This is a genomic window from Methanocaldococcus villosus KIN24-T80, from assembly GCF_000371805.1.
Classification (GTDB): domain Archaea; phylum AGJL01; class Methanococci; order Methanococcales; family Methanocaldococcaceae; genus Methanocaldococcus; species Methanocaldococcus villosus.
Genome location: NZ_AQUK01000001.1, coordinates 1,136,840 through 1,155,544, shown reverse-complemented (window position 1 = coordinate 1,155,544; position 18,705 = coordinate 1,136,840). Strand labels below are relative to the sequence as shown.

Below are 18,705 nucleotides of genomic sequence, written 5' to 3'. Positions count from 1 at the left end.
GGTGGGTTAGCCCCTTTGACTTAGCTCTGCTATAGGATGATAAGGGGTGTTAAACCTGGGGGACACTTTTTTATAATTTCTTTACTCTTGGCATACATAGAATTTCTCTTGCTTCTATATCAAAGAAATTGTTCATATTTGCTGGCTTTATTACCATTGCAGTATCAGCTCCCCTACTTGTTCCCCCAATTGCAATAACTTCTTCCTTAGATTTTATTAACCCCGCATCACAGGCCATAACTGTTATCTCATAACAAACTTTCACTCCCTGACCAAATGTTCTTAATGTTTCAGCTATCACTTGAACAGGCCCGTAACCTCCAAGCTTATTTGATATTCCCCTTTCAACACCACTTAGAGCATGAGTCCCTCTAAAAACTTTTGCCCCTCTCTTTATCAATTCTTCTTCAACATCTTTTGGCATAGAAATTATATCTTCCCCATGAAAACCTTGATGGTAGGTTACAACAACAACATTCAATTTTAAACCTTCTTTCTCTAAAAGATCTAAAAGTTTTTTAGCAGTGTCTCCCCTAGATGAAGCTACAACTATACTTTTTATATCTCCTCTCTTTGCTCTTTCTACAGATATCTTCAGAGTTTCATCTGTATTTTCTTTTCCTGGTTTTTCAAAGAGTTTCATAATCTCACCATTTAAGATTTTATATAAAAAGTGATTAATAATCTTTAAGGTGAATGAGCATGATAGGTTTAGTGGGAAAACCAAATGTAGGAAAATCTACAATGTTCACAGCTTTAACTGAAAAAGATGCAGAAATTGGAAATTATCCCTTTACCACTATTGAACCAAATAAGGGAGTAGCTTATCTAACTAAAGAATGTCCTTGTAAAGAACTTGGAGTAAAGTGTAATCCTAGGAACTCTAAGTGTATTGATGGGATAAGATATATCCCTGTTGAGGTTATTGATGTTGCTGGTTTAGTTCCAAAAGCTTATGAAGGTAGAGGTATGGGAAATAAGTTTTTAGATGATCTTAGGAAGGCTGATGCATTAATTCTAGTTGTTGATGCATCAGGAAGAACTGATAAAGAAGGAAATATAGGAGAAGGAGACCCTATTGAAGATGTTAAATTTTTGTTAAATGAAATTGACATGTGGATATATAAAATATTAACAAGAAATTGGGATAGATTATCAAGAAGGGCTCAACAGGAGAAGAATATTGTTAAAGTCTTAAAAGAGCAATTGAGTGGGTTAAATATAAAAGAAGAGGATATAAAAGAGGCTATAAGAGATTTTGATGAAAGTCCTATAAAGTGGAAAGATGAAGATCTATTATTATTAGCAAAAAGACTAAGATTGATCTCAAAACCAATTATAATAGCTGCAAATAAGGCAGATCTTCCCGAAGCTAAGAAAAATATAGAAAGAATGAAAAAGGAGTTTAAAGAATATATAATTGTTCCAACATCAGCTGAAATAGAATTAGCTTTAAAGAGGGCTGAAAAAGCAGGATTGATAAAGAGAATATTTAGAGAGGGAAAAGAGGATTTTATTATATTAGATGAAAGTAAATTAACAAATGAAATGAGAAAGGCTTTTGAATATATAAAAAATTTTTTAGAGAAATATGGCTCTACAGGAGTTAGAGAAGTATTAAATAGAGCTTATTTTGATTTATTAAATATGATAGTTGTCTATCCTGTTGAAGATGAAAATAGATTCTCTGATAAGCAAGGTAATGTATTACCTGATGCTTATCTAATGAAAAAAGGTTCAACAGCTAGAGATCTAGCTTATAAAATACATACTGATTTAGGAGAAGGGTTTATTTATGCTATAGATGCTAGGAGGAAGATTAGAGTTGGTGCTGATTATGAGCTGAAAGATAATGATATTATTAAAATAGTTTCTGCAAGGTGAGATCTTGAAAATATCTATTATTGGAGCTTCTGGGAGAGTTGGTGGAACTACAGCTATGCTATTAGCTAAAGAACCATATATGAAAGATCTTGTATTGATTGGTAGAGAAAAATCATTAAATAAATTGAATGGATTAAAAGCTGATATATACGATGCCTTAGCAGGGGCGAGGAGTGATGCTAATATCTATGTTTCTGATGATAACAATCTATCAATCTTAGATGGTTCAGATATTGTAATAATAACTGCAGGAGCTCCAAGAGAGGATGGAATGAGTAGATTAGATTTAGCTAAAATAAATGCTAAAATTGTAGGAAAATATGCTAGGAAGATATCTGAAATATGTGACACAATGCTCTTTATCATTACAAATCCTGTAGATGTTATGACATATAAGGCATATGTATCATCTAACTTTATAAGAGAACATGTATTTGGATTAGGAACCCATTTAGATTCATTGAGATTTAAAGTAGCTATTGCTAAGTTCTTTAAAGTCCATATAGATGAGGTTAGAACAAGAATTATTGGAGAGCATGGAGAAACAATGGTTCCTCTAATTAGTGCTACTTCAATAGGAGGAATACCAATAGATAAATTTAAAGAATTTAAAAATTTACCATTAGAGAAAATAATAGAGGATGTCAAAACTAAAGGGGATAAGATTATTAGATTAAAAGGAGGTTCTGAGTTTGGTCCTGCTTCAGCTATTGTTAATGTTGTTAGGTGTATAGCAAATAATGAGAAGAGGTTGTTAACACTTTCAACATATTTAGATGGTGAATTTGGATTAAAAGATTTATGTATTGGAGTTCCTGTTAAAATAGGAAAAAATGGAATAGAAGAAATTGTAGATATAGAGATGAGTAAAGAAGAGTATGAAGCTTTTAAAAGATCTGCTGAAATTATTAAAAAATACTGTGAAGAAGTAAAAGATTTGTAAGGTGATGATTTGATTTGGAAGGCAAATATTGGAAAGCTTATGCATGCATTCAAAGCTTTTAGAGGATCTAAACCAATATTTGAAAATGACAAGTTGTTGATAGTAAAAAGTGTTTGTAAAGATGAGGAAATAGACAATTATGAAAACTTGAAGGATTATATAATTAAAAAATTAAAAAATGAAGGTTATGATATTATAGAAAATCCTGAGGAGATTGATGAATTTGTAGACAAAATTAATGAAAATTTTATGAAGGAGAAAGATATCACTCCTTTTGGATTTGAAAAAATGAAAGAGAGTTTTAAGATTATTGGTTGTGAATGTGATTATGCTATTGGAAAGAAAAATAATATTATGGTTGGTGTAACTATTTACTATGATAAAAATATGAAAAAACCAAAATTTATTGAGGTTGTTGGATTATGCTTATAAGACCAAGAAGATTAAGAAAAAATAAAAAAATAAGGGATCTTGTTAGGGAGAGTAAATTAAGTAAAGATGATTTAATAATGCCAATTTTTGTTGATGAGAATATAAAAGATAAAAAAGAAATTACTTCCATGCCAAACCAGTATAGGTTTAGTATAGAAAAAGCTATTGAAGAAGCTATAGAAATAGCTGATTTAAAAATTCCAGCTGTAATACTCTTTGGCATACCAAAATATAAAGATCCTATAGGAAGTTCAGCATTCAAAAAAGATGGGGTGATTCAGAGGACAATTAGGGGGATAAAAAAAGAGTTAGGAGATGAGTTATTAGTTATTGCAGACTGCTGTTTGTGTGAATATACATCACATGGACACTGTGGAATAGTTAAGGATGGTAAGGTTTTAAATGATGAAACATTGGATATATTGACAAGAATAGCTCTTTCATACGCTGAAGCAGGAGCAGATATTATAGCTCCTTCAGATATGATGGATGGTAGAGTTAGGGCTATAAGAGAAGCATTAGAGAGAGAAGGTTTTGAAGATACATTAATAATGAGTTATTCAGCTAAATATGCATCTTCTTTTTATGGACCTTTTAGAGATGCAGCAGATAGCAAACCAAAGTTTGGAGATAGGAAGAGTTATCAAATGGATATTGGAAATGCTAAAGAAGCTATGAAAGAAATTGAGTTAGATATTAAAGAAGGTGCAGATCTTATATTAATTAAACCAGCTTTAGCTTATTTAGATATAATAAAAATGGCTTCTGAGAAATTTTATGTACCTATTGGAGGATATTCTGTTAGTGGAGAGTATGCTATGGTAGAAGCTGCAGCAAAGTTAGGATATATAAATAGAGAAGAAGTTATTTATGAGATACTTTTAAGTATTAAAAGGGCTGGAGCAGATTTTATTATAACCTATTGGGCTAAAGAAATGGCAGAAAGGTTATGAATATGGTATATAATGAGTTAGAGAATTTAAATGGGGTTGCTAAGAAAGTTTATAATGATTTATTATCTAATAAGAAAGTTAATACTTTCTTAAAAATGTCAAATATTATGGCTGTTGGTAGACTAGGGTATAATGATCATGGAAAAACACATGCTAAAATTGTAGCAAATAATGCCATAAAGATGCTAAAAATATTATACAAGAGAGGAATAAAACCCAGTTTTATGGAGGATTGTAAAGGAAGTTTTGAGGATTCTGTGGTTATAACCCTTTTAGGGGCTTATTTACATGATATAGGTAATGCTATACATAGAGATGTGCATCACCTACATTCATCATATTTAGCTAAGGACATTATTGAAGAGATTTTAATGAAATATTACAGTGAAGAGAAAGTTTATCAAATGTTAACTGAGATTTTACATATAATCTACTCCCACAGTGAGACTATAATGAGTTTAACTTTAGAGGCAGGAGTAGTAGCTGTAGCTGATGGAACGGATATGACAAAGGGTAGATCAAGAGTGCCTATTAATAAGGGATGTTATGATATCCACTCTATTTCCTCAGCCTCTGTTGAGAAAGTTATTATAAAAGAAGGAAAAGAAAAACCAATAAAAATAGAAGTTATCTTATCAAATGAAGCAGGAATTTTCCAAATACAAGAAGTTCTTGGGGAAAAAATAAAATGGAGTGGTATTAAACAATATATATCTGTGTATGCAAAAGTTATGAAAGAAAAACCAGTTTTCAGAGAAATTTCTCTCTAAGTCTTATATTAATTTCTTTTTCTAACATACTTAATTTCTCTTCTAACTCCTCTATATCTTTATTTATTTTCCATCTTAATGCTTCTATCTCAGAAGTTTCAACACTATCAACATAATCTATCATTTTAATTAAATCATTAAACATTGGAATATTTGTATATTTACTTAACTTTGGAATTATGGCTTTTATAGCTGTTGTATCTCTCTTAATATGCTCTATACTCTCTATAAGCATTTCAACATCTTCCAAAACATCATTTAAATAACTTATTTCATCTTTTATTTTTATATATTCCTTTAGAAGATCTTTCAATTCATCATCTTTTATTTCATTAAGCTTCTCTATAACATTAGCTATCTCCATTAAACCACCTTTCTTATATTAACCAAAGCACCATGCTTAGCCTTTTTCATTTCAGCTCCACTCATTAAAGCTCTACCTACACCTACAAACTCATCATCTTTTATTAAAACCACCTCATCCCTATATCCAATATTTTCATTACAATCTACAAATCCTGGAGGGAAAAGAGATCCAGGTTTTATGTTATAAGAAACTTCAACATAATTACTCCTCCTTCCCAAAATCTCCCATAACCTCTTTCCACCATGTAATGTTAAAACTAAAAGGCTATTTCTACCTATAGAACATAGTTGTATATTTTTATAAAATATTTGCCCCCTATTATTTACTCTTATTTCATCAGGTAAAAAGTTATATCCAAATTGGAATTTACAGAGTTCTTTTAAATAATGTATTTTTCTTCCCTTATATGATAAATCTTTTGTCATATCTTTATATTTTTTAAGAGTTTCAGTAAGTTCATTTAATTTATTACTCTCTATTTTTATACAATCTATATCTAATATCTCTAAATAATGCTCTGGAAGAAAAGCTATAATGATATATTCATTAAATTTTTCTTCAACAGTATTTATAAAATTTTTTAAGTATTTATTTATCCCCTCTATTTCCTCATAACTCCACTTCCCTGTAACAGGGATGTCATAATTAACTAAATTCTCTAAGGCTCTTGGAACAAGAAAGAATGGGGAGGTTATTATTATCTCATCAACTACAGCTTTAGATCTTTTAATAGCTTCTATAAACCTTCTATGTGATTTAGATTTTGAATAAGGTTTTTTAGCAGAGCAAGGTAATAAAACAATAACATTTGAATATGGTTCATAATTTAATCTTTCCAAATATTTTTCAACCTCAGGAACTTTTATATTTGCTGTTATGATTATTTTATTGTCTTTAACTAATGGGATATTCCTATTATCAGGTTTATATCTCAAATAATTAGCCCAAAGGTATGGATGGGAAATTGAAGTTTCTTCAACTAAATTCCTTAAATATCCATTCTTTATAGCTAATCTAACTTCAGATAAGATTTCTTTATAGACTTCTTTATTTTTTTCTAACAAATTATTACTATCTTCCTTTATAGCCCTATTTTTTGTTAATCTATAACCCATTGAAGCATAAAACTGAGCTAAGCTGTCATCAAAAAAATCAACTCCCATATAAGCTAATAGAGGAATTTCCCAAGGTAATGTAGCAGGCACATAAATTCCTGAATTTGGAGATATCTTACCCCTAATATCTTTTATTATTTGCAATTCTTTTCTCTCTATTATTCTTCTATCAGCTATTATATATAAATCAACATCCATTAATTCAATTTCATCAACATATTTTCCATAATTTAAAACTTGATAAGTTATTCTTTCCCCATTGTAATCAATCTCTCCAAAAAAAGATTTTTTAAACTTATCTTTTAATTCTAATGGGCAATCAAATGGCATTTTTGGATCATCTATTTTTATATCTATATCAATAAGATTTGGGGTAAAAGAATCTTTAAACTTACATAGCCTACCTATATCATATGCTATAGGCTCTAACATGGTTTCACTAATAGAACTCTATTACCTTCCTACCATCTTTATTAGTGTGTGCTAACTCCAATATATCTTCTAATATCTCTTCAACATCAAGTTCAATAATTCCAAAACTCTTATTTAAAACTTTTAAAATGCCTTCATAATATTCTATAAATTCTCCCTCTATATGTACTCTCCCATAGTATAGCTCTATGTAATCTCCTTCTTCAATATTATTTAAATAATTAAATATTTCATTTGGTTTAAGTTTTATTCTCATATTTATCACTTTTTGCTAACTTTTTCAACCTTTCAACACCTTTAATCTCTTTAATAACCTTAACAACTTCATCAGGTACTAGGTGTTCCCATGGTTCATCATTTAACATTCTCCTTCTAATTTCTGTTCCAGAATATTCTTTTCTATTATAAAACTTTGGGGTTTTTACTTTATAACCCTCTTCTTCAAATAAAACTCTAACTAAAGGATTTCCAGTATAAACAATGTCAAATTTTGGTGTGAGAGATTTAACATAAGCTACCCATATAGAGTTGAATTCAATATCTCTTATTGGGATAGGGTAATAGATAATATCATATTTTGAGAGGGTTTTTGTTATCATCAATATTCTCTCTCCTGCTGTAAATGGATCTTCCAAAGTATGACTTTTTTGGGCACTCCCTATACCAATAATAATTTCATCTACATCTTTAGAAAGTTCTTTTATAACTTCTAAATGACCTTTATGAAAAGGTTGGAATCTACCTATAATAAAACCTCTCAATATCTCACCATTTATATATAAAAATTAACTAATATATCAATCAAAAATAAAAAGGAGAAAAATAAACAGTGGAGCCTCGGGCGGGGTTTGAACCCGCGACCTCCTGCTTACCAAGCAGGCGCTCTGACCAGGCTGAGCTACCGAGGCACGCACTATAAAAATTTTATTTTTTGATATTTAAATTTTACTCCGAAAAGTTTATATATTAGTTTTATAACTTTATTAATTGCTTTTGCTTATTGCTTTTGTAGCCCGGTGGTGTAGCGGCCTATCATCCGGGGCTTTGGACCCCGGGACCGCGGTTCGAATCCGCGCCGGGCTGCCATTTATTTGGCTATTATTATTTTACTACTTAAGTGGCAATATGAAAGTAGCTATTTTATCTGAAGGAAAATATGGATATAGAGCTTATAAAAACATAAATAGAATTTTTAATTGCGATTTTTTAAAAATTTCATATGTAGGAGATTTAGATAATATAATAATAGATGAAAATTTATTAAACTCTTTAAAACATGATATCTACATCATCTATGCTAATCAAGATGTAACTTATGAGCTAATAAGGAATATAAAAGATGGGTTTGTATTTGTAGGGATATGGAGAGGAGATGGATTTAAAAAACAAGTAGAAAAGTTTGATAATGTCTATTCTCCAAGATTTTTATGTGAAATAGATGAAGAAGTTTTGAAAGATAAGTTAAATAAATATCCTCAACTAAAAGAATTTTTAAAATACTTTGGAAAACCAAAAGTCAATTTATATGTGAAAGATAATAAGATTGTTGATATAAAAATTTTCAGAAGATCTATATGTGGATCTACAGAAGCCATATATGAGTTTTTAAATAAAGAGCCAAATTTAAAGAATATTGGGCTAAGGGTGCAGCATTTCTGTGTAGCAGGAAAACCAAATGTTTTTAAAAACTTCTGTCCAAAGTCTGAGATTGCTAAGATCTTAATAGATAATATTAGAGTAATTCAAATTTAATATTATGTCCAAATAGGAATAGAAGAGCAGTGCCTGAAACTTTTTTAGATCTATTTGTATATCTCCTATTATTTATAGTTATAGAAAATTCCCTATCACTATTTATCTCAACTTTATACCATTTTTCTTCAAATTTTCCAAATATAGCATCTTTTAGAGGATTAAATTTTTTCAAATCTTTATATGCTACTGGCTTTACAATAAAACCTGTATACCCATGTAGAGAATAGATTACCCTTAATAATCTAATATCATCCTCCATAACTTTTTCATCAAGCTCTAATCTATTCTTTAAAATAACATCTTTATTAAAAAACCCTTTCCAATTTTTCCTATATAATAATTTTTTATCTTTTGGTTTTAATAACTTAAATAATCTTCTTCTCCAACCATAACCAATATATGAAGGATTTAAATGCTCACCTAATACATAGCTTAATAAAAATCTTCTCTCTTCTTTTGAGTATTGCTCAATAATATCTCTTAATTTCAAATCTTTTGGTTTTATATAAATATGAAATCCCCTATTACCACTAAAAACTATCAAAATATCATCTTCCTTTAAACCAAAATCTGTTAGTAAAAATTCATCTATTAAATATAAAGCCTGTTTTTTTGCCTTTTCTAAACAGTATTTACATATAAAGTCATTATCGTGTTTGCACTTTTCTGTCTTATGAACATCAATATCAAAAGCTAACTCCCTTCTAAAAACCTCTTTCTGTTTAGCACCACCTTGTCTATTTGGATAGTAGCAGTATGCTAATGATTTATATAAATGAAAAGGTGTGTTTGACAAAACCCACATTTTGTATTCTTTCTCATTTTTAAATGAAAGATTCCTATTATCTACTTTTTTTAGATATCCATAACCAAACTCTCTATATTCTATCTTTTCTGGAACTTCTAAGAGGTTGTTGTTAATGACATAATTATAATACTCTTTATAAAGTCTCTTTACAACTTCCATAATTATCACAACCTATATATATTTTACCAAATAATATAAACTCATGACATTAATTTATCTTAAAGTATAAAGGTGATATATTGAAAGCATTTAATTTTTTATTAGATGAAATAGAAAGAGGTCTAACAGTTATGTTAGATAAAGGTTTACCTCCAAAGTTTATTGAAAGCTATTTAAAAGTTTGTGGGGATTATATTGACTTTGTAAAATTTGGTTGGGGAACATCTGCTATAATGAATAAAGATGTAGTTAAAGAGAAGATATCTTATTATAATGACTACAACATAGATGTCTATCCTGGAGGCACACTGTTTGAGTGTGCAGTATTGAAAAATAAATTAGATCAGTTTTTTGAAGAAGCTTTAAATTTAGGATTCTCAGCTATAGAAATATCAGATGGATCATTAGATATAAGCTTAGATCTTAGGAAAGAAGCTATAAAAAAGGCTAGAAGTTATGGATTAAAAGTTTTAACTGAAGTAGGAAAAAAATTACCAGAAAAAGATAAAGAATTAAATATTAATAAAAGAGTAGAGATGATAAAATTTGATTTATCTGCTGGGGCTGATTATGTTATTATAGAAGGAAGAGAAAGTGGAAGAGGGATAGGGATTTATGATGAAAAAGGAAATGTTAAAGAAGATTTATTAAAGGCTATAGAAGAAAATGTTGATATAAATAAATTAATATTTGAGGCTCCAAATAAAAATCAGCAAGTTTATTTTATATTAAGATATGGCCCATCTGTCAATTTAGCTAATATATCTTATGAAGATGTTGTTAGTTTAGAAACATTAAGAAGGGGGTTAAGGGGAGATACATTTAACAAACTTCAATATTAGCTCCTAAACTTTTCATCACTTCTATAAAGTTAGGGAAAGACACTTTCACAGCCTCTTCTCCTTCAATTATACTTTCTCCTTCAGCTTTTAAACCAGCTACTGTAAAAGCCATAACCAATCTATGATCATTGTATGTGTTAAGCCTAGCTCCTTTTAATTTTTTAACTCCCTCAATAATTAACCCATCTTCTTTCTCTTTTATATTAGCTCCCATCTTTTTTAACTCTGTATAACATGCTTTTATTCTATCTGTTTCTTTATATCTCACATGTTCTCCATTGTATATCTCTGTTTTTCCTTCTGCAAAACATGCAAGAACAGCTATTGTAGGTAGAAGATCAGGAATATCTTTTATATCAACATCTATACCCCTTAAATTATATTCTCCTTCTACTATCACACAGTCTTTTTTTACTTTAATATCTGCCCCCATATCTTTAACAATCTCTATTATTGCCTTATCCCCCTGTTTAGAATCTTTAAAAAGATTATATATCTCAATATGTGAATTTATTAATATCCCTGCAGCTATTATATATGAAGAAGATGAATAATCACCCTCTATAATGTAATCAATAGGCCTATATCTCTGATTACCATATACTAAAAATCCTTTTTCTGTCTCATCAACTTTTATTCCAAATTTATCTAATATGTCAATAGTTACATCAATATATGGTTTTGATTTTAGTGGAGTTGTTAATATTATCTCACTGTCTTCTTTATTAAAAGGCAGTAACATTAGAAGAGAGGTTATAAACTGTGAGCTAATATCCCCTCTTATCTTTACAACATTTCCATTTATTTTTCCACTTTCAACAATTATTGGAGCAGTACCATTAAGTTTGGAAGAAAAAGCATTAATATTTATTTGCTTTAGTGCATCTAAAAGAGGCTGCATAGGTCTTTTTCTTATAGAACTATCTCCTGTTAAAATAGCATAACCTTTTGGTATTAATGAAGATATTGAGGTTAATATTCTTAATGTAGTTCCACTATTTCCTACATTAATAACATCATCTGGAGTCTTAAAATTTCCTCCTTCTATAAACCAAACATCTTTATCTAATTTTACCTTGGCTCCTAAACTTTCACATCCTCTAACTGAAGCCAAACAGTCTTCTCCCCAAAGAGGATATTTTATTTTGCTAACTCCTTCAGCTAAAGAAGCTCCTATAACTGCTCTGTGTGTATAAGATTTGGATGGAGGGGCATTAACTTTCCCTTCTAAGTGCTCAGTTTTTTTAACTATTAACATATTTATCCCTCAGAACCTTGTAATTCTTTTTAGTAACATTCCTTCAACTTTAACAGGCATGAGCAATCTTGACAGTTTAACAGCTTTTTCTAACCTCTCTTTAGAATCTGAATAAATTGTAAATAAAACATCATTTTTTTCAACTTTATTACCAACTTTTACATTTAAATAAACTCCTGCTTTTTTATCATTTGGGGCTCCTGCAGTTTTGGCAATTTTTGTTATTTTTTCATTAGATATTTTAGTCACATATCCATCTATTGGTGATAATATGTCAGTATAATATTTTCCCACTTCTATTTCATCCGATGTTTTTTCTTCTCCTCCCTGGGCAACAATAATTTCCATGAATTTATCATGAGCTTTTCCTGTGGCTAATATATCTTCAGCTAAATCTTTTCCTTCTCCTTTAGGAGCAATCCCTCCCATTTCTAACAGTATTCCTGATAGAGATATTGCCTTCTCTACTAAACTATTTGGAGCTTTTTTATAATCTTCTAATGCTAATAAAGCTTCTTTAGCCTCTAAAGCAGGTCCTATAGCTCTACCAATAGGCTGTTCTCCATAGGTTATTGCACAATCTACATATATATTAAGCCTATCTCCTAACTCTATAAAGTTTCTTGCTAAGCTAGATGCTTCATCCATATTTTTTACTTTAGCACCTAAAGGAATGTCTATTAACAGTTTATTAATCCCCATAGCTAATTTTTTTGATAAAACACTTGATAGAAGCAAAGGTTTTGGATCAATATTGAGTGCCCTTTCAACTGTTATTGTTATATCATCAGCAGGAGCTAGTTCTAAAGCTCCTCCCCATACCAAACATCCATTAGTTTCTTTTACAACCCTCTTTATTTCTTCAACTTTTAAATTTACTCTTGTTAAAACTTCAACTATATCTGCTGTTCCTGCTGCAGAAGTTATAGCTCTTGATGAAGTTTTTGGTATTTTTAATCCAGTATAAGCAATTATTGGAACTGTTATTAATGCATACTTATTCCCAGGCACTCCTCCTATAGAATGAACATCATAAACTTGCCCTTCCCACTTTATCATCTCTCCAGTTTCAGCCATTCTAATGGTCATTGATGTAATCTCTTCAATATCCATTCCATTAATATATAATGCTGTTATAAATGCAGATATTTCTATATTTGAGAGATTATTATCAACAATTTCATCAATTATTGTATATATCTCCTCTTTCTTTAATTTATTTCCATCCATTTTCTTTTTTATATATTGAATAGATATAGGTTTATCAGCATGAGAAACATTAACTATATCCCCTTCCTTAACTTTTAATTCATCAGCTATCTTCTTTGGTAAACCAATTTCTCCACTATTTATTAAATCTTTTGAAGAGTAGAGAAAAGCTATTATTTCCTTATTTTTGTATTCAATAACAACCCTATCTTGTGAAAAGTATTGAGAATTTTTTAAATCATCATAGTTTATTAAAACAATATTTTCAAGATCAATATCTAATATCTTTGCCTTTAAAAATAGCAATTTATCACCTTAGCTTAAAACACTTCATCTATAAGCTCATCTTCATTTAACCCTTCAAATTTAATAACTTCCCTAAGCCTATCAGTTATAATATTAAGGCAAGATTCAACAGTTTTGCTTATGCTAACATTATTAATAACAGGAATACCCATTTTTTTAGCATTATCAACTAAATAATCATTTATTAATCTAATTATTTTAAAGTGTTTTAAATATCTCTCTTTTGGTCTTTCTGATATCTTACTTCTTGCATAAAATCTCATTTTATGCATATCTTCATCTTCAACTGTAAGCATAATAAAAATAATATATGGATTATCTAAATATTTTGGCTTTAAAAGTGAAGGTACTAAATGAACTCCCTCTATTATTAAGTTTAATCCTTCAACCATGGCTCTATCTATAACCCCCTCAACTCCTACAAGGACGGACTCAGCATGTCTTTCAAATCCTCTAATATACAATTTTTTTGTATCGCCTTCATTAAAATCTCTTAAAACCTTCCATGCAGTGTAACTTGATTCATAAAGTGTAGGTACTAAATCTTTTGAAATAATCTTTCTCATAACTTCTCTTATTGAATCTGTTCCAATAACACTAGATATTCCCAATCTTGATGCAATTTCAAATGCTATTGTTGATGTTCCAACACCACTAGCTCCACCAATTAAAATAGTTAATGGTTTTTTTTCTAAAAAAACTCTCCATAATAAATATCTTTCAGCTATTTCATCATAGTTATGTGAAATTAAATAATAATAAACCCTTCTTCTCAATTCTGATTTCTCAATCTCTTTAATATTCTCTTTTTTTAAATTCTCATATATATCCCAGGATATTTTATATGCTATACTGGGTTTTAAACCAGCAGCAGTTAAAGATCTTGCTAATATTCCTTTAGAGAAAGGCATTTTATAGTTTTTTCCTTTAACAATAATATCTTCCATTATTCCACCAAGTTATAAGAGATCATCAACATCTATCCTCTCAGCATTATAAAGGTCTTTAGCTTTCAAATATAATTTTTCATCTTTTTCATCTTCAATAACTACATATATCTTCTTAGGTTTAAGATTCTTTATTTGTTTTTCTATATTCTTCTTAGCTAATTCAACCTTCTTTTTTAATCCATTTAAAGCATTTTCTGGAACAAGACCTTTAAAGTCATTAATATCTAAAAAGCTTTCAGTACAAACAACTGCCAAATTAGGGTATTTATTTTTTAACTTTTTGAAGAGTTTTCTACTATAAACAATATATAATGCATTCTCATTTACCTCCTTCTCCTCTATTTCAAATCCAAAGTTTTTTAATACTCTATCTAAACTTTCTTTACATTTTATTAACAATTTACAAAATAATTTTGCCTCATTTTCATTTAAATAATGTTTTGGAGCTTTTTTATAAAGAAATTCATCAGCTTCCAAAAGATAATATATAGCTTTTTTAAAATTTTCTACATCAATATGCCCAGAAGTGATAATAACTTCTTTTCTTTCTACACTACCTTTCCTTAACTTTGATATTGTCTCTATTCCTTTCCTTAACAACTCCTTCTCCCTCATATTCCCCCTCTAATTTTTCAAGCTCTTCAACTAACTTTATCAAAAATATCCCTACATCTGTCACTACTCCTAAAGCCTGAGAAGAACCTCTATCCATTAATTTTGTTACAACTGCTGGAGAGATATCAACACAAACAGTTTTTACCCATGATGGTAAAAGGTTTCCTGTAGCTATGGAATGTAACATAGTTGAAAGCATTAAAACCATTTCTTTCCCTTTTAACATCTCCCTCATTTTATTTTGGGCTTCAACAACATCTGTTATAACATCTGGTAGAGGTCCATCATCCCTGATAGAGCCTGCTAAAACATATGGAACATTGTTTTTAACACACTCATACATTATCCCACTTTTTACAACACCTTTTTCAACAGCTTCTTTAATAGAACCAGCCTTCATTATCTCATTTATAGCCCTTAAATGATGACTATGTCCTCCTGGAACAGATTTTCCTGTCCTTATATCAACTCCTAATGATGTTCCAAATAAATCAAACTCTATATCATGTGTAGCTAATGCATTTCCAGAGAAAAGTACTTGAACATAACCCATTTTTATTAACTTAGCTAAAGCATCTCTTGCCCCTGTGTGGATAACAGCAGGTCCAGCAACAACCACTATTCCTCCTTTTCCACTTTTTCTATATCTCTCTCTAATTTCATACATTTCTTTGGCTATCTTCTTTATTATAGTTATTTTTGGTTTTTCTGATGAAGCTTCAGATTTCATAAATTCAAATAAACTCTCTTCTCTAGGTTTTTCTGGGGGGATTACTCTTATCCCCTTATGCCCAACAACAATCAAATCTCCTTTTTTAACCTGTCTAATTGTTTTTACTTCTGCCCTCATTTCTTCAGGATATACAACAATAACCCCATCCATCTTTTGATTTTCTACTTCAATCCACTTTCCTTTAAATCTAATAAAAGTTTTATGATTTGTTGTTGAATAAAAATTGTCAGGTAAAACCATATCCCTTTCAGCAGGTTTTAATTCTACTTCTTCTATTTCAGATATTTCAGCACCAAGATCTTTTAGCTCACATAAAATTTTATCTAAATGATTTTCATCTTTAGCAATAACTAATATCTTAGCATAACTAGGATCTGTTTTTCTCTTACCAATTTCAAACCTCAATATCTTATAATCTCCACCCATATCTAATATCTTATCTAAAACTTTTGGTAAAATGAGGCTATCAATAATATGCCCCCTAAGTTCTATTTCTCTCATGAACATATCAATCACCAAAAATTAAATATCAAACTTCTAAACTTTTAATAATAAACCTTTAAATTATAAAAAGGTGATACTTTGCTAACTCCCTGGGATGTGCCAGAGATTATTGATTATAAAAAGACTATGGAGCAGTTTGGTATAAAGGAGATAACAGATGAGATGAAAGATTTACATCATTTTTTTAGGAGAAATATAATTTTAGGACATAGGGATTTTGATAAGGTGTTAGAGGCTATAAAGAATAAAAATGACTTTGCAGTGGTTTCTGGTATGATGCCTTCTGGAAAGATGCATTTTGGACATAAAATGGTTGTTGATATGTTAAAATTTTATCAAAAATACACTGATGAAATTTACATTCCAATAGCTGATTTAGAGGCATATTGGGCAAGGAACATAAGTTTTGAAAAAGCTAAAGATATTGCTATTGATTATATTGCTAACTATATAGCCTTAGGGTTAGATGTTGAGAGAGTTAATATCTATTTACAATCAAAAAATTGGAAAGTTAAAGATTTAGCATTAATATTAGCTAAAAAAACTAATTGGAATGAGTTAAAATCTATCTATGGATTTGGAGGAGATACAAATATTGGTCATCTCTTTGCACCAATAGTTCAAGTGGCTGATATTTTACAAGCTCAGTTTGATAACAATTTTGAAAAAATACCTAAAATCACTCTTGTTCCTGTTGGTTTAGATCAGGATCCTCATATAAGATTAACAAGAGATATAGCAAATAGATTCAAAATAACTCCTCCTTCAGCTACATATCATAGATTTATGAGAGGATTGTTAGGAGGAAAAATGAGTTCTTCAAAACCTGAAACAGCTATATTTTTATCTGATGATAATGAAACTGTAAAAAAGAAAATATTTTCTGCTAAGACCGGAGGTAGAGAAAGTTTAGAAGAGCAAAGAAAATTTGGAGGGAGACCTGAAGAATGTATTGTTTATGAGCTCTTTTTATACCACTTAATATTAGATGATGAGGAGTTAAAAAATATATATGAGAAATGTAAATCAGGAGAACTAATGTGTAAAGAATGTAAAAAAATGGCTTATAACTTAATAACTGAGTTTTTAAATGATTTAAAAGAAAAGAGGGATATTGAGTTAGCTAAAAAGATAGTGGAAAAATGTTGGGGTTAAAAATAGAGGAGGCATTAAAGTATAATGAGAATTTAAAAAAATATGTTTTTGAAGATAAAGGAAAATTGAAAATTAATTTTAAAGATAAAAAAGCATTAATGGAATATAACAGAACAGTAATTAAAGTCCTTTTTGGTTTAGATATTGAGTTCCATGAGAAAGGATTAATACCTCCAGTAATGAGCAGATACTTATTTGTTAAAAAATCATTTGAAACTTTAGAGAGATTAGGAATTAAAGAGGCAGAGGTATTAGAGATAGGAACTGGACATTCTGCTATAATTGCTATGCTAATAAAAAAATTATATAATGCTAATGTTTATGCTACTGAAGTTGATAAAGAGTTTTTAGAATATGCTAGAAAAAATATCTTAAAAAATAACTTAAAAATAGAGTTAATAGATTCTAAAGGTAAAATTTTAAAAGGAATAGATGAAATTAAAAATAAGAGATTTGATCTAATTATAAGTTATCCTCCATACTACTCTTCAAATTCAAAACCAAGTGGAAGAAAATTTGGGGGAGCTTTGGCAAAGGAAGTTGAATTAATAGGTGGAGGAAGGTTTGGAGAAAAATTTTCATTTAGATTAATAGAAGAAAGTTATAATTTTTTGAAAGATAAAGGGGTATTGTCAATAATGCTTCCAAAAAAACCAGATAAGAGAAGGGAGATAATAATAGAGAAGATGAATGAATATTATGAAGTTGAAGTTGATAAAATAAAGTTGGGTAATAGGGAGAGATATGTAATAAAGGGGATAAAAGATGTATGAGGTATGTAAAATTATAAATATAATAGATGAAACTCCTACAGTAAAAACTTTTGTATTAGATAAGAGCTTCAAATTTAAACCAGGACAGTTTGCTATGATTTGGTTACCTGAAGTTAATGAAAAGCCTTTTTCTTTTGCTTCAGAAAATAGCTTCACAATAGCTAAAGTAGGGCCTTTTACAGATAAAATGCATAAGTTAAAAATAGGAGATAAAATAGCTGTTAGGGGTCCATATGGAAGTTATTTTAAACAGTATGGGGAGAAAATTTTGGCAGTTGCTGGAGGAGTAGGTGCAGTTCCAATAGTAACAGCAGTTGAGGCTTTTAATGCTGAAATAACAACTATTTTAGGAGCAAGAAATAAAGATGAGTTATTATTTATAGATAGATTTAAAAAGCATAGTAAATTATTAATTTGCACAGATGATGGTTCTTTAGGATTTAAAGGATATACAACAGATCTTATGGAAAAGGTTTTAAAAGAAGAAAGTTTTGACTCCATAATAGCTTGTGGACCTGAAGTAATGTTAAAAAAAGTTGTTAAAATAGCTTATGAACATAACATACCAGTTCAAGTTTCAATGGAAAGATATATGAAGTGTGGGATAGGAGTTTGTGGACACTGTTGTTTAGATAATGGATTATGTGTATGTAAAGATGGACCTGTGTTTACTGGAGAACAGTTAAGGAAAATTATTATATATAAGTAAAAAATAAATTAAACATTTATAATAATGATTATT

The 18,705-nt window shown here is 29.5% G+C and carries 21 protein-coding genes and 2 tRNA genes; 11 read left to right on the top strand and 12 right to left on the bottom strand.

The window, feature by feature from the left end:
* Window positions 1-70: 70 nt before the first annotated feature.
* Window positions 71-643 carry a pyruvate kinase alpha/beta domain-containing protein gene (locus METVI_RS0106625; protein ID WP_004592379.1) on the bottom strand — a complete coding sequence of 191 codons (573 nt, stop codon included), beginning with the start codon at window positions 641-643 and terminating at the stop codon, window positions 71-73.
* A 53-nt stretch (window positions 644-696) separates the two neighbouring features.
* On the opposite strand from METVI_RS0106625, the gene METVI_RS0106620 reads away from it, so the two are divergent.
* From METVI_RS0106620 to METVI_RS0106600, 5 genes are read left to right on the top strand one after another with little or no spacing between them, the layout of a single operon-like run.
* Complete coding sequence (locus METVI_RS0106620) at window positions 697-1,884, top strand: redox-regulated ATPase YchF (protein ID WP_004592380.1); 1,188 nt, start codon at window positions 697-699, stop codon at window positions 1,882-1,884.
* Between the two features lie 4 nt (window positions 1,885-1,888).
* Complete coding sequence (locus tag METVI_RS0106615; protein WP_004592381.1) at window positions 1,889-2,827, top strand: malate dehydrogenase; 939 nt, start codon at window positions 1,889-1,891, stop codon at window positions 2,825-2,827.
* A gap of 9 nt (window positions 2,828-2,836) precedes the next feature.
* A complete protein-coding gene (locus METVI_RS0106610) occupies window positions 2,837-3,259 on the top strand; it encodes a DUF2120 family protein (protein ID WP_004592382.1) in 423 nt (140 codons plus the stop codon).
* Complete coding sequence (hemB, locus tag METVI_RS0106605) at window positions 3,250-4,212, top strand: porphobilinogen synthase (RefSeq protein WP_004592384.1); 963 nt, start codon at window positions 3,250-3,252, stop codon at window positions 4,210-4,212. Before METVI_RS0106610 ends, hemB begins: the two co-directional genes overlap by 10 nt.
* Before the next feature lie 2 nt (window positions 4,213-4,214).
* Window positions 4,215-4,982, top strand: a complete 768-nt coding sequence (locus METVI_RS0106600) for an HD domain-containing protein (protein ID WP_004592386.1) — start codon at window positions 4,215-4,217, stop codon at window positions 4,980-4,982.
* Here the strand turns inward: METVI_RS0106600 and METVI_RS0106595 are convergent.
* From METVI_RS0106595 to METVI_RS0106575, 5 genes are all read right to left on the bottom strand, one after another.
* The gene (locus METVI_RS0106595; protein WP_004592388.1) at window positions 4,963-5,346 is read right to left on the bottom strand and encodes a coiled-coil domain-containing protein; all 384 of its coding nucleotides are present in this window, start codon (window positions 5,344-5,346) and stop codon (window positions 4,963-4,965) included. The genes METVI_RS0106600 and METVI_RS0106595 overlap by 20 nt on opposite strands.
* The gene (locus METVI_RS0106590; protein WP_004592390.1) at window positions 5,346-6,896 is read right to left on the bottom strand and encodes a DUF5591 domain-containing protein; all 1,551 of its coding nucleotides are present in this window, start codon (window positions 6,894-6,896) and stop codon (window positions 5,346-5,348) included. The genes METVI_RS0106595 and METVI_RS0106590 overlap by 1 nt, the downstream gene beginning before the upstream one ends.
* A gap of 7 nt (window positions 6,897-6,903) precedes the next feature.
* Window positions 6,904-7,152 (bottom strand): DUF2097 family protein, encoded by a 249-nt coding sequence (locus tag METVI_RS0106585; protein ID WP_004592392.1) that lies wholly within the window; start codon window positions 7,150-7,152, stop codon window positions 6,904-6,906.
* Window positions 7,136-7,657 carry a nicotinamide-nucleotide adenylyltransferase gene (locus tag METVI_RS0106580; RefSeq protein ID WP_004592394.1) on the bottom strand — a complete coding sequence of 174 codons (522 nt, stop codon included), beginning with the start codon at window positions 7,655-7,657 and terminating at the stop codon, window positions 7,136-7,138. Before METVI_RS0106580 ends, METVI_RS0106585 begins: the two co-directional genes overlap by 17 nt.
* 69 nt (window positions 7,658-7,726) lie before the next feature.
* Window positions 7,727-7,804: transfer RNA gene (locus tag METVI_RS0106575), tRNA-Thr, on the bottom strand.
* Between the two features lie 102 nt (window positions 7,805-7,906).
* Here METVI_RS0106575 and METVI_RS0106570 point away from each other — a divergent pair.
* Window positions 7,907-7,982 (top strand) — tRNA-Gln (locus tag METVI_RS0106570).
* A gap of 39 nt (window positions 7,983-8,021) precedes the next feature.
* Window positions 8,022-8,648: a DUF166 family protein gene (locus METVI_RS0106565; protein WP_004593500.1), complete on the top strand. Its 627-nt coding sequence runs from the start codon at window positions 8,022-8,024 to the stop codon at window positions 8,646-8,648.
* Here METVI_RS0106565 and priS read toward each other — a convergent pair.
* Window positions 8,629-9,618: a DNA primase catalytic subunit PriS gene (gene priS / locus METVI_RS0106560; protein ID WP_004593502.1), complete on the bottom strand. Its 990-nt coding sequence runs from the start codon at window positions 9,616-9,618 to the stop codon at window positions 8,629-8,631. The genes METVI_RS0106565 and priS overlap by 20 nt on opposite strands.
* A gap of 80 nt (window positions 9,619-9,698) precedes the next feature.
* Here priS and comA point away from each other — a divergent pair, with 80 nt between their 5' ends.
* A complete protein-coding gene (gene comA, locus METVI_RS0106555; RefSeq protein ID WP_004593504.1) occupies window positions 9,699-10,460 on the top strand; it encodes a phosphosulfolactate synthase in 762 nt (253 codons plus the stop codon).
* Here comA and aroA read toward each other — a convergent pair.
* Genes aroA through METVI_RS0106530 form a run of 5 tightly spaced genes read right to left on the bottom strand, consistent with a single transcriptional unit; the run spans window position 10,441 to window position 16,038 of the window.
* The gene (aroA, locus tag METVI_RS0106550; protein WP_004593506.1) at window positions 10,441-11,718 is read right to left on the bottom strand and encodes a 3-phosphoshikimate 1-carboxyvinyltransferase; all 1,278 of its coding nucleotides are present in this window, start codon (window positions 11,716-11,718) and stop codon (window positions 10,441-10,443) included. The genes comA and aroA overlap by 20 nt on opposite strands.
* Window positions 11,719-11,727: 9 nt before the next feature.
* Entirely contained in the window at window positions 11,728-13,233 is a 1,506-nt protein-coding gene (locus tag METVI_RS0106545; RefSeq protein ID WP_004593508.1) for an AMP phosphorylase, read from the bottom strand.
* A 14-nt stretch (window positions 13,234-13,247) separates the two neighbouring features.
* A complete protein-coding gene (locus tag METVI_RS0106540; RefSeq protein ID WP_004593510.1) occupies window positions 13,248-14,180 on the bottom strand; it encodes a 2-phosphoglycerate kinase in 933 nt (310 codons plus the stop codon).
* Window positions 14,181-14,192: 12 nt separating this feature from the next.
* On the bottom strand, window positions 14,193-14,798 hold the full coding sequence (locus METVI_RS0106535; RefSeq protein WP_017981140.1) for a DUF2100 domain-containing protein: 606 nt from the start codon (window positions 14,796-14,798) through the stop codon (window positions 14,193-14,195).
* A complete protein-coding gene (locus METVI_RS0106530) occupies window positions 14,737-16,038 on the bottom strand; it encodes an ornithine cyclodeaminase (RefSeq protein WP_004593514.1) in 1,302 nt (433 codons plus the stop codon). The genes METVI_RS0106535 and METVI_RS0106530 overlap by 62 nt, the downstream gene beginning before the upstream one ends.
* Before the next feature lie 75 nt (window positions 16,039-16,113).
* On the opposite strand from METVI_RS0106530, the gene METVI_RS0106525 reads away from it, so the two are divergent.
* The 3 genes from METVI_RS0106525 to METVI_RS0106515 are packed head-to-tail and all read left to right on the top strand — an operon-like array spanning window position 16,114 to window position 18,672.
* Window positions 16,114-17,190: a tryptophan--tRNA ligase gene (locus METVI_RS0106525; protein ID WP_004593516.1), complete on the top strand. Its 1,077-nt coding sequence runs from the start codon at window positions 16,114-16,116 to the stop codon at window positions 17,188-17,190.
* Complete coding sequence (locus METVI_RS0106520) at window positions 17,178-17,963, top strand: RlmF-related methyltransferase (protein WP_004593518.1); 786 nt, start codon at window positions 17,178-17,180, stop codon at window positions 17,961-17,963. The genes METVI_RS0106525 and METVI_RS0106520 overlap by 13 nt, the downstream gene beginning before the upstream one ends.
* Window positions 17,956-18,672 (top strand): dihydroorotate dehydrogenase electron transfer subunit, encoded by a 717-nt coding sequence (locus METVI_RS0106515; RefSeq protein ID WP_004593520.1) that lies wholly within the window; start codon window positions 17,956-17,958, stop codon window positions 18,670-18,672. Before METVI_RS0106520 ends, METVI_RS0106515 begins: the two co-directional genes overlap by 8 nt.
* Window positions 18,673-18,705 lie beyond the last annotated feature (33 nt).

Coding starts and splice junctions, on each gene's coding strand:
- METVI_RS0106625 (WP_004592379.1), bottom strand. CDS start 643: ATGAAACTCTTTGAAAAACCAGGAAAAGAAAATACAGATGAAACTCTG.
- METVI_RS0106620 (WP_004592380.1), top strand. CDS start 697: ATGAGCATGATAGGTTTAGTGGGAAAACCAAATGTAGGAAAATCTACA.
- hemB (WP_004592384.1), top strand. CDS start 3,250: ATGCTTATAAGACCAAGAAGATTAAGAAAAAATAAAAAAATAAGGGAT.
- METVI_RS0106600 (WP_004592386.1), top strand. CDS start 4,215: ATGGTATATAATGAGTTAGAGAATTTAAATGGGGTTGCTAAGAAAGTT.
- METVI_RS0106595 (WP_004592388.1), bottom strand. CDS start 5,346: ATGGAGATAGCTAATGTTATAGAGAAGCTTAATGAAATAAAAGATGAT.
- METVI_RS0106590 (WP_004592390.1), bottom strand. CDS start 6,896: ATGTTAGAGCCTATAGCATATGATATAGGTAGGCTATGTAAGTTTAAA.
- METVI_RS0106585 (WP_004592392.1), bottom strand. CDS start 7,152: ATGAGAATAAAACTTAAACCAAATGAAATATTTAATTATTTAAATAAT.
- METVI_RS0106565 (WP_004593500.1), top strand. CDS start 8,022: ATGAAAGTAGCTATTTTATCTGAAGGAAAATATGGATATAGAGCTTAT.
- priS (WP_004593502.1), bottom strand. CDS start 9,618: ATGGAAGTTGTAAAGAGACTTTATAAAGAGTATTATAATTATGTCATT.
- aroA (WP_004593506.1), bottom strand. CDS start 11,718: ATGTTAATAGTTAAAAAAACTGAGCACTTAGAAGGGAAAGTTAATGCC.
- METVI_RS0106540 (WP_004593510.1), bottom strand. CDS start 14,180: ATGGAAGATATTATTGTTAAAGGAAAAAACTATAAAATGCCTTTCTCT.
- METVI_RS0106535 (WP_017981140.1), bottom strand. CDS start 14,798: ATGAGGGAGAAGGAGTTGTTAAGGAAAGGAATAGAGACAATATCAAAG.
- METVI_RS0106530 (WP_004593514.1), bottom strand. CDS start 16,038: ATGTTCATGAGAGAAATAGAACTTAGGGGGCATATTATTGATAGCCTC.
- METVI_RS0106520 (WP_004593518.1), top strand. CDS start 17,178: ATGTTGGGGTTAAAAATAGAGGAGGCATTAAAGTATAATGAGAATTTA.
- METVI_RS0106515 (WP_004593520.1), top strand. CDS start 17,956: ATGTATGAGGTATGTAAAATTATAAATATAATAGATGAAACTCCTACA.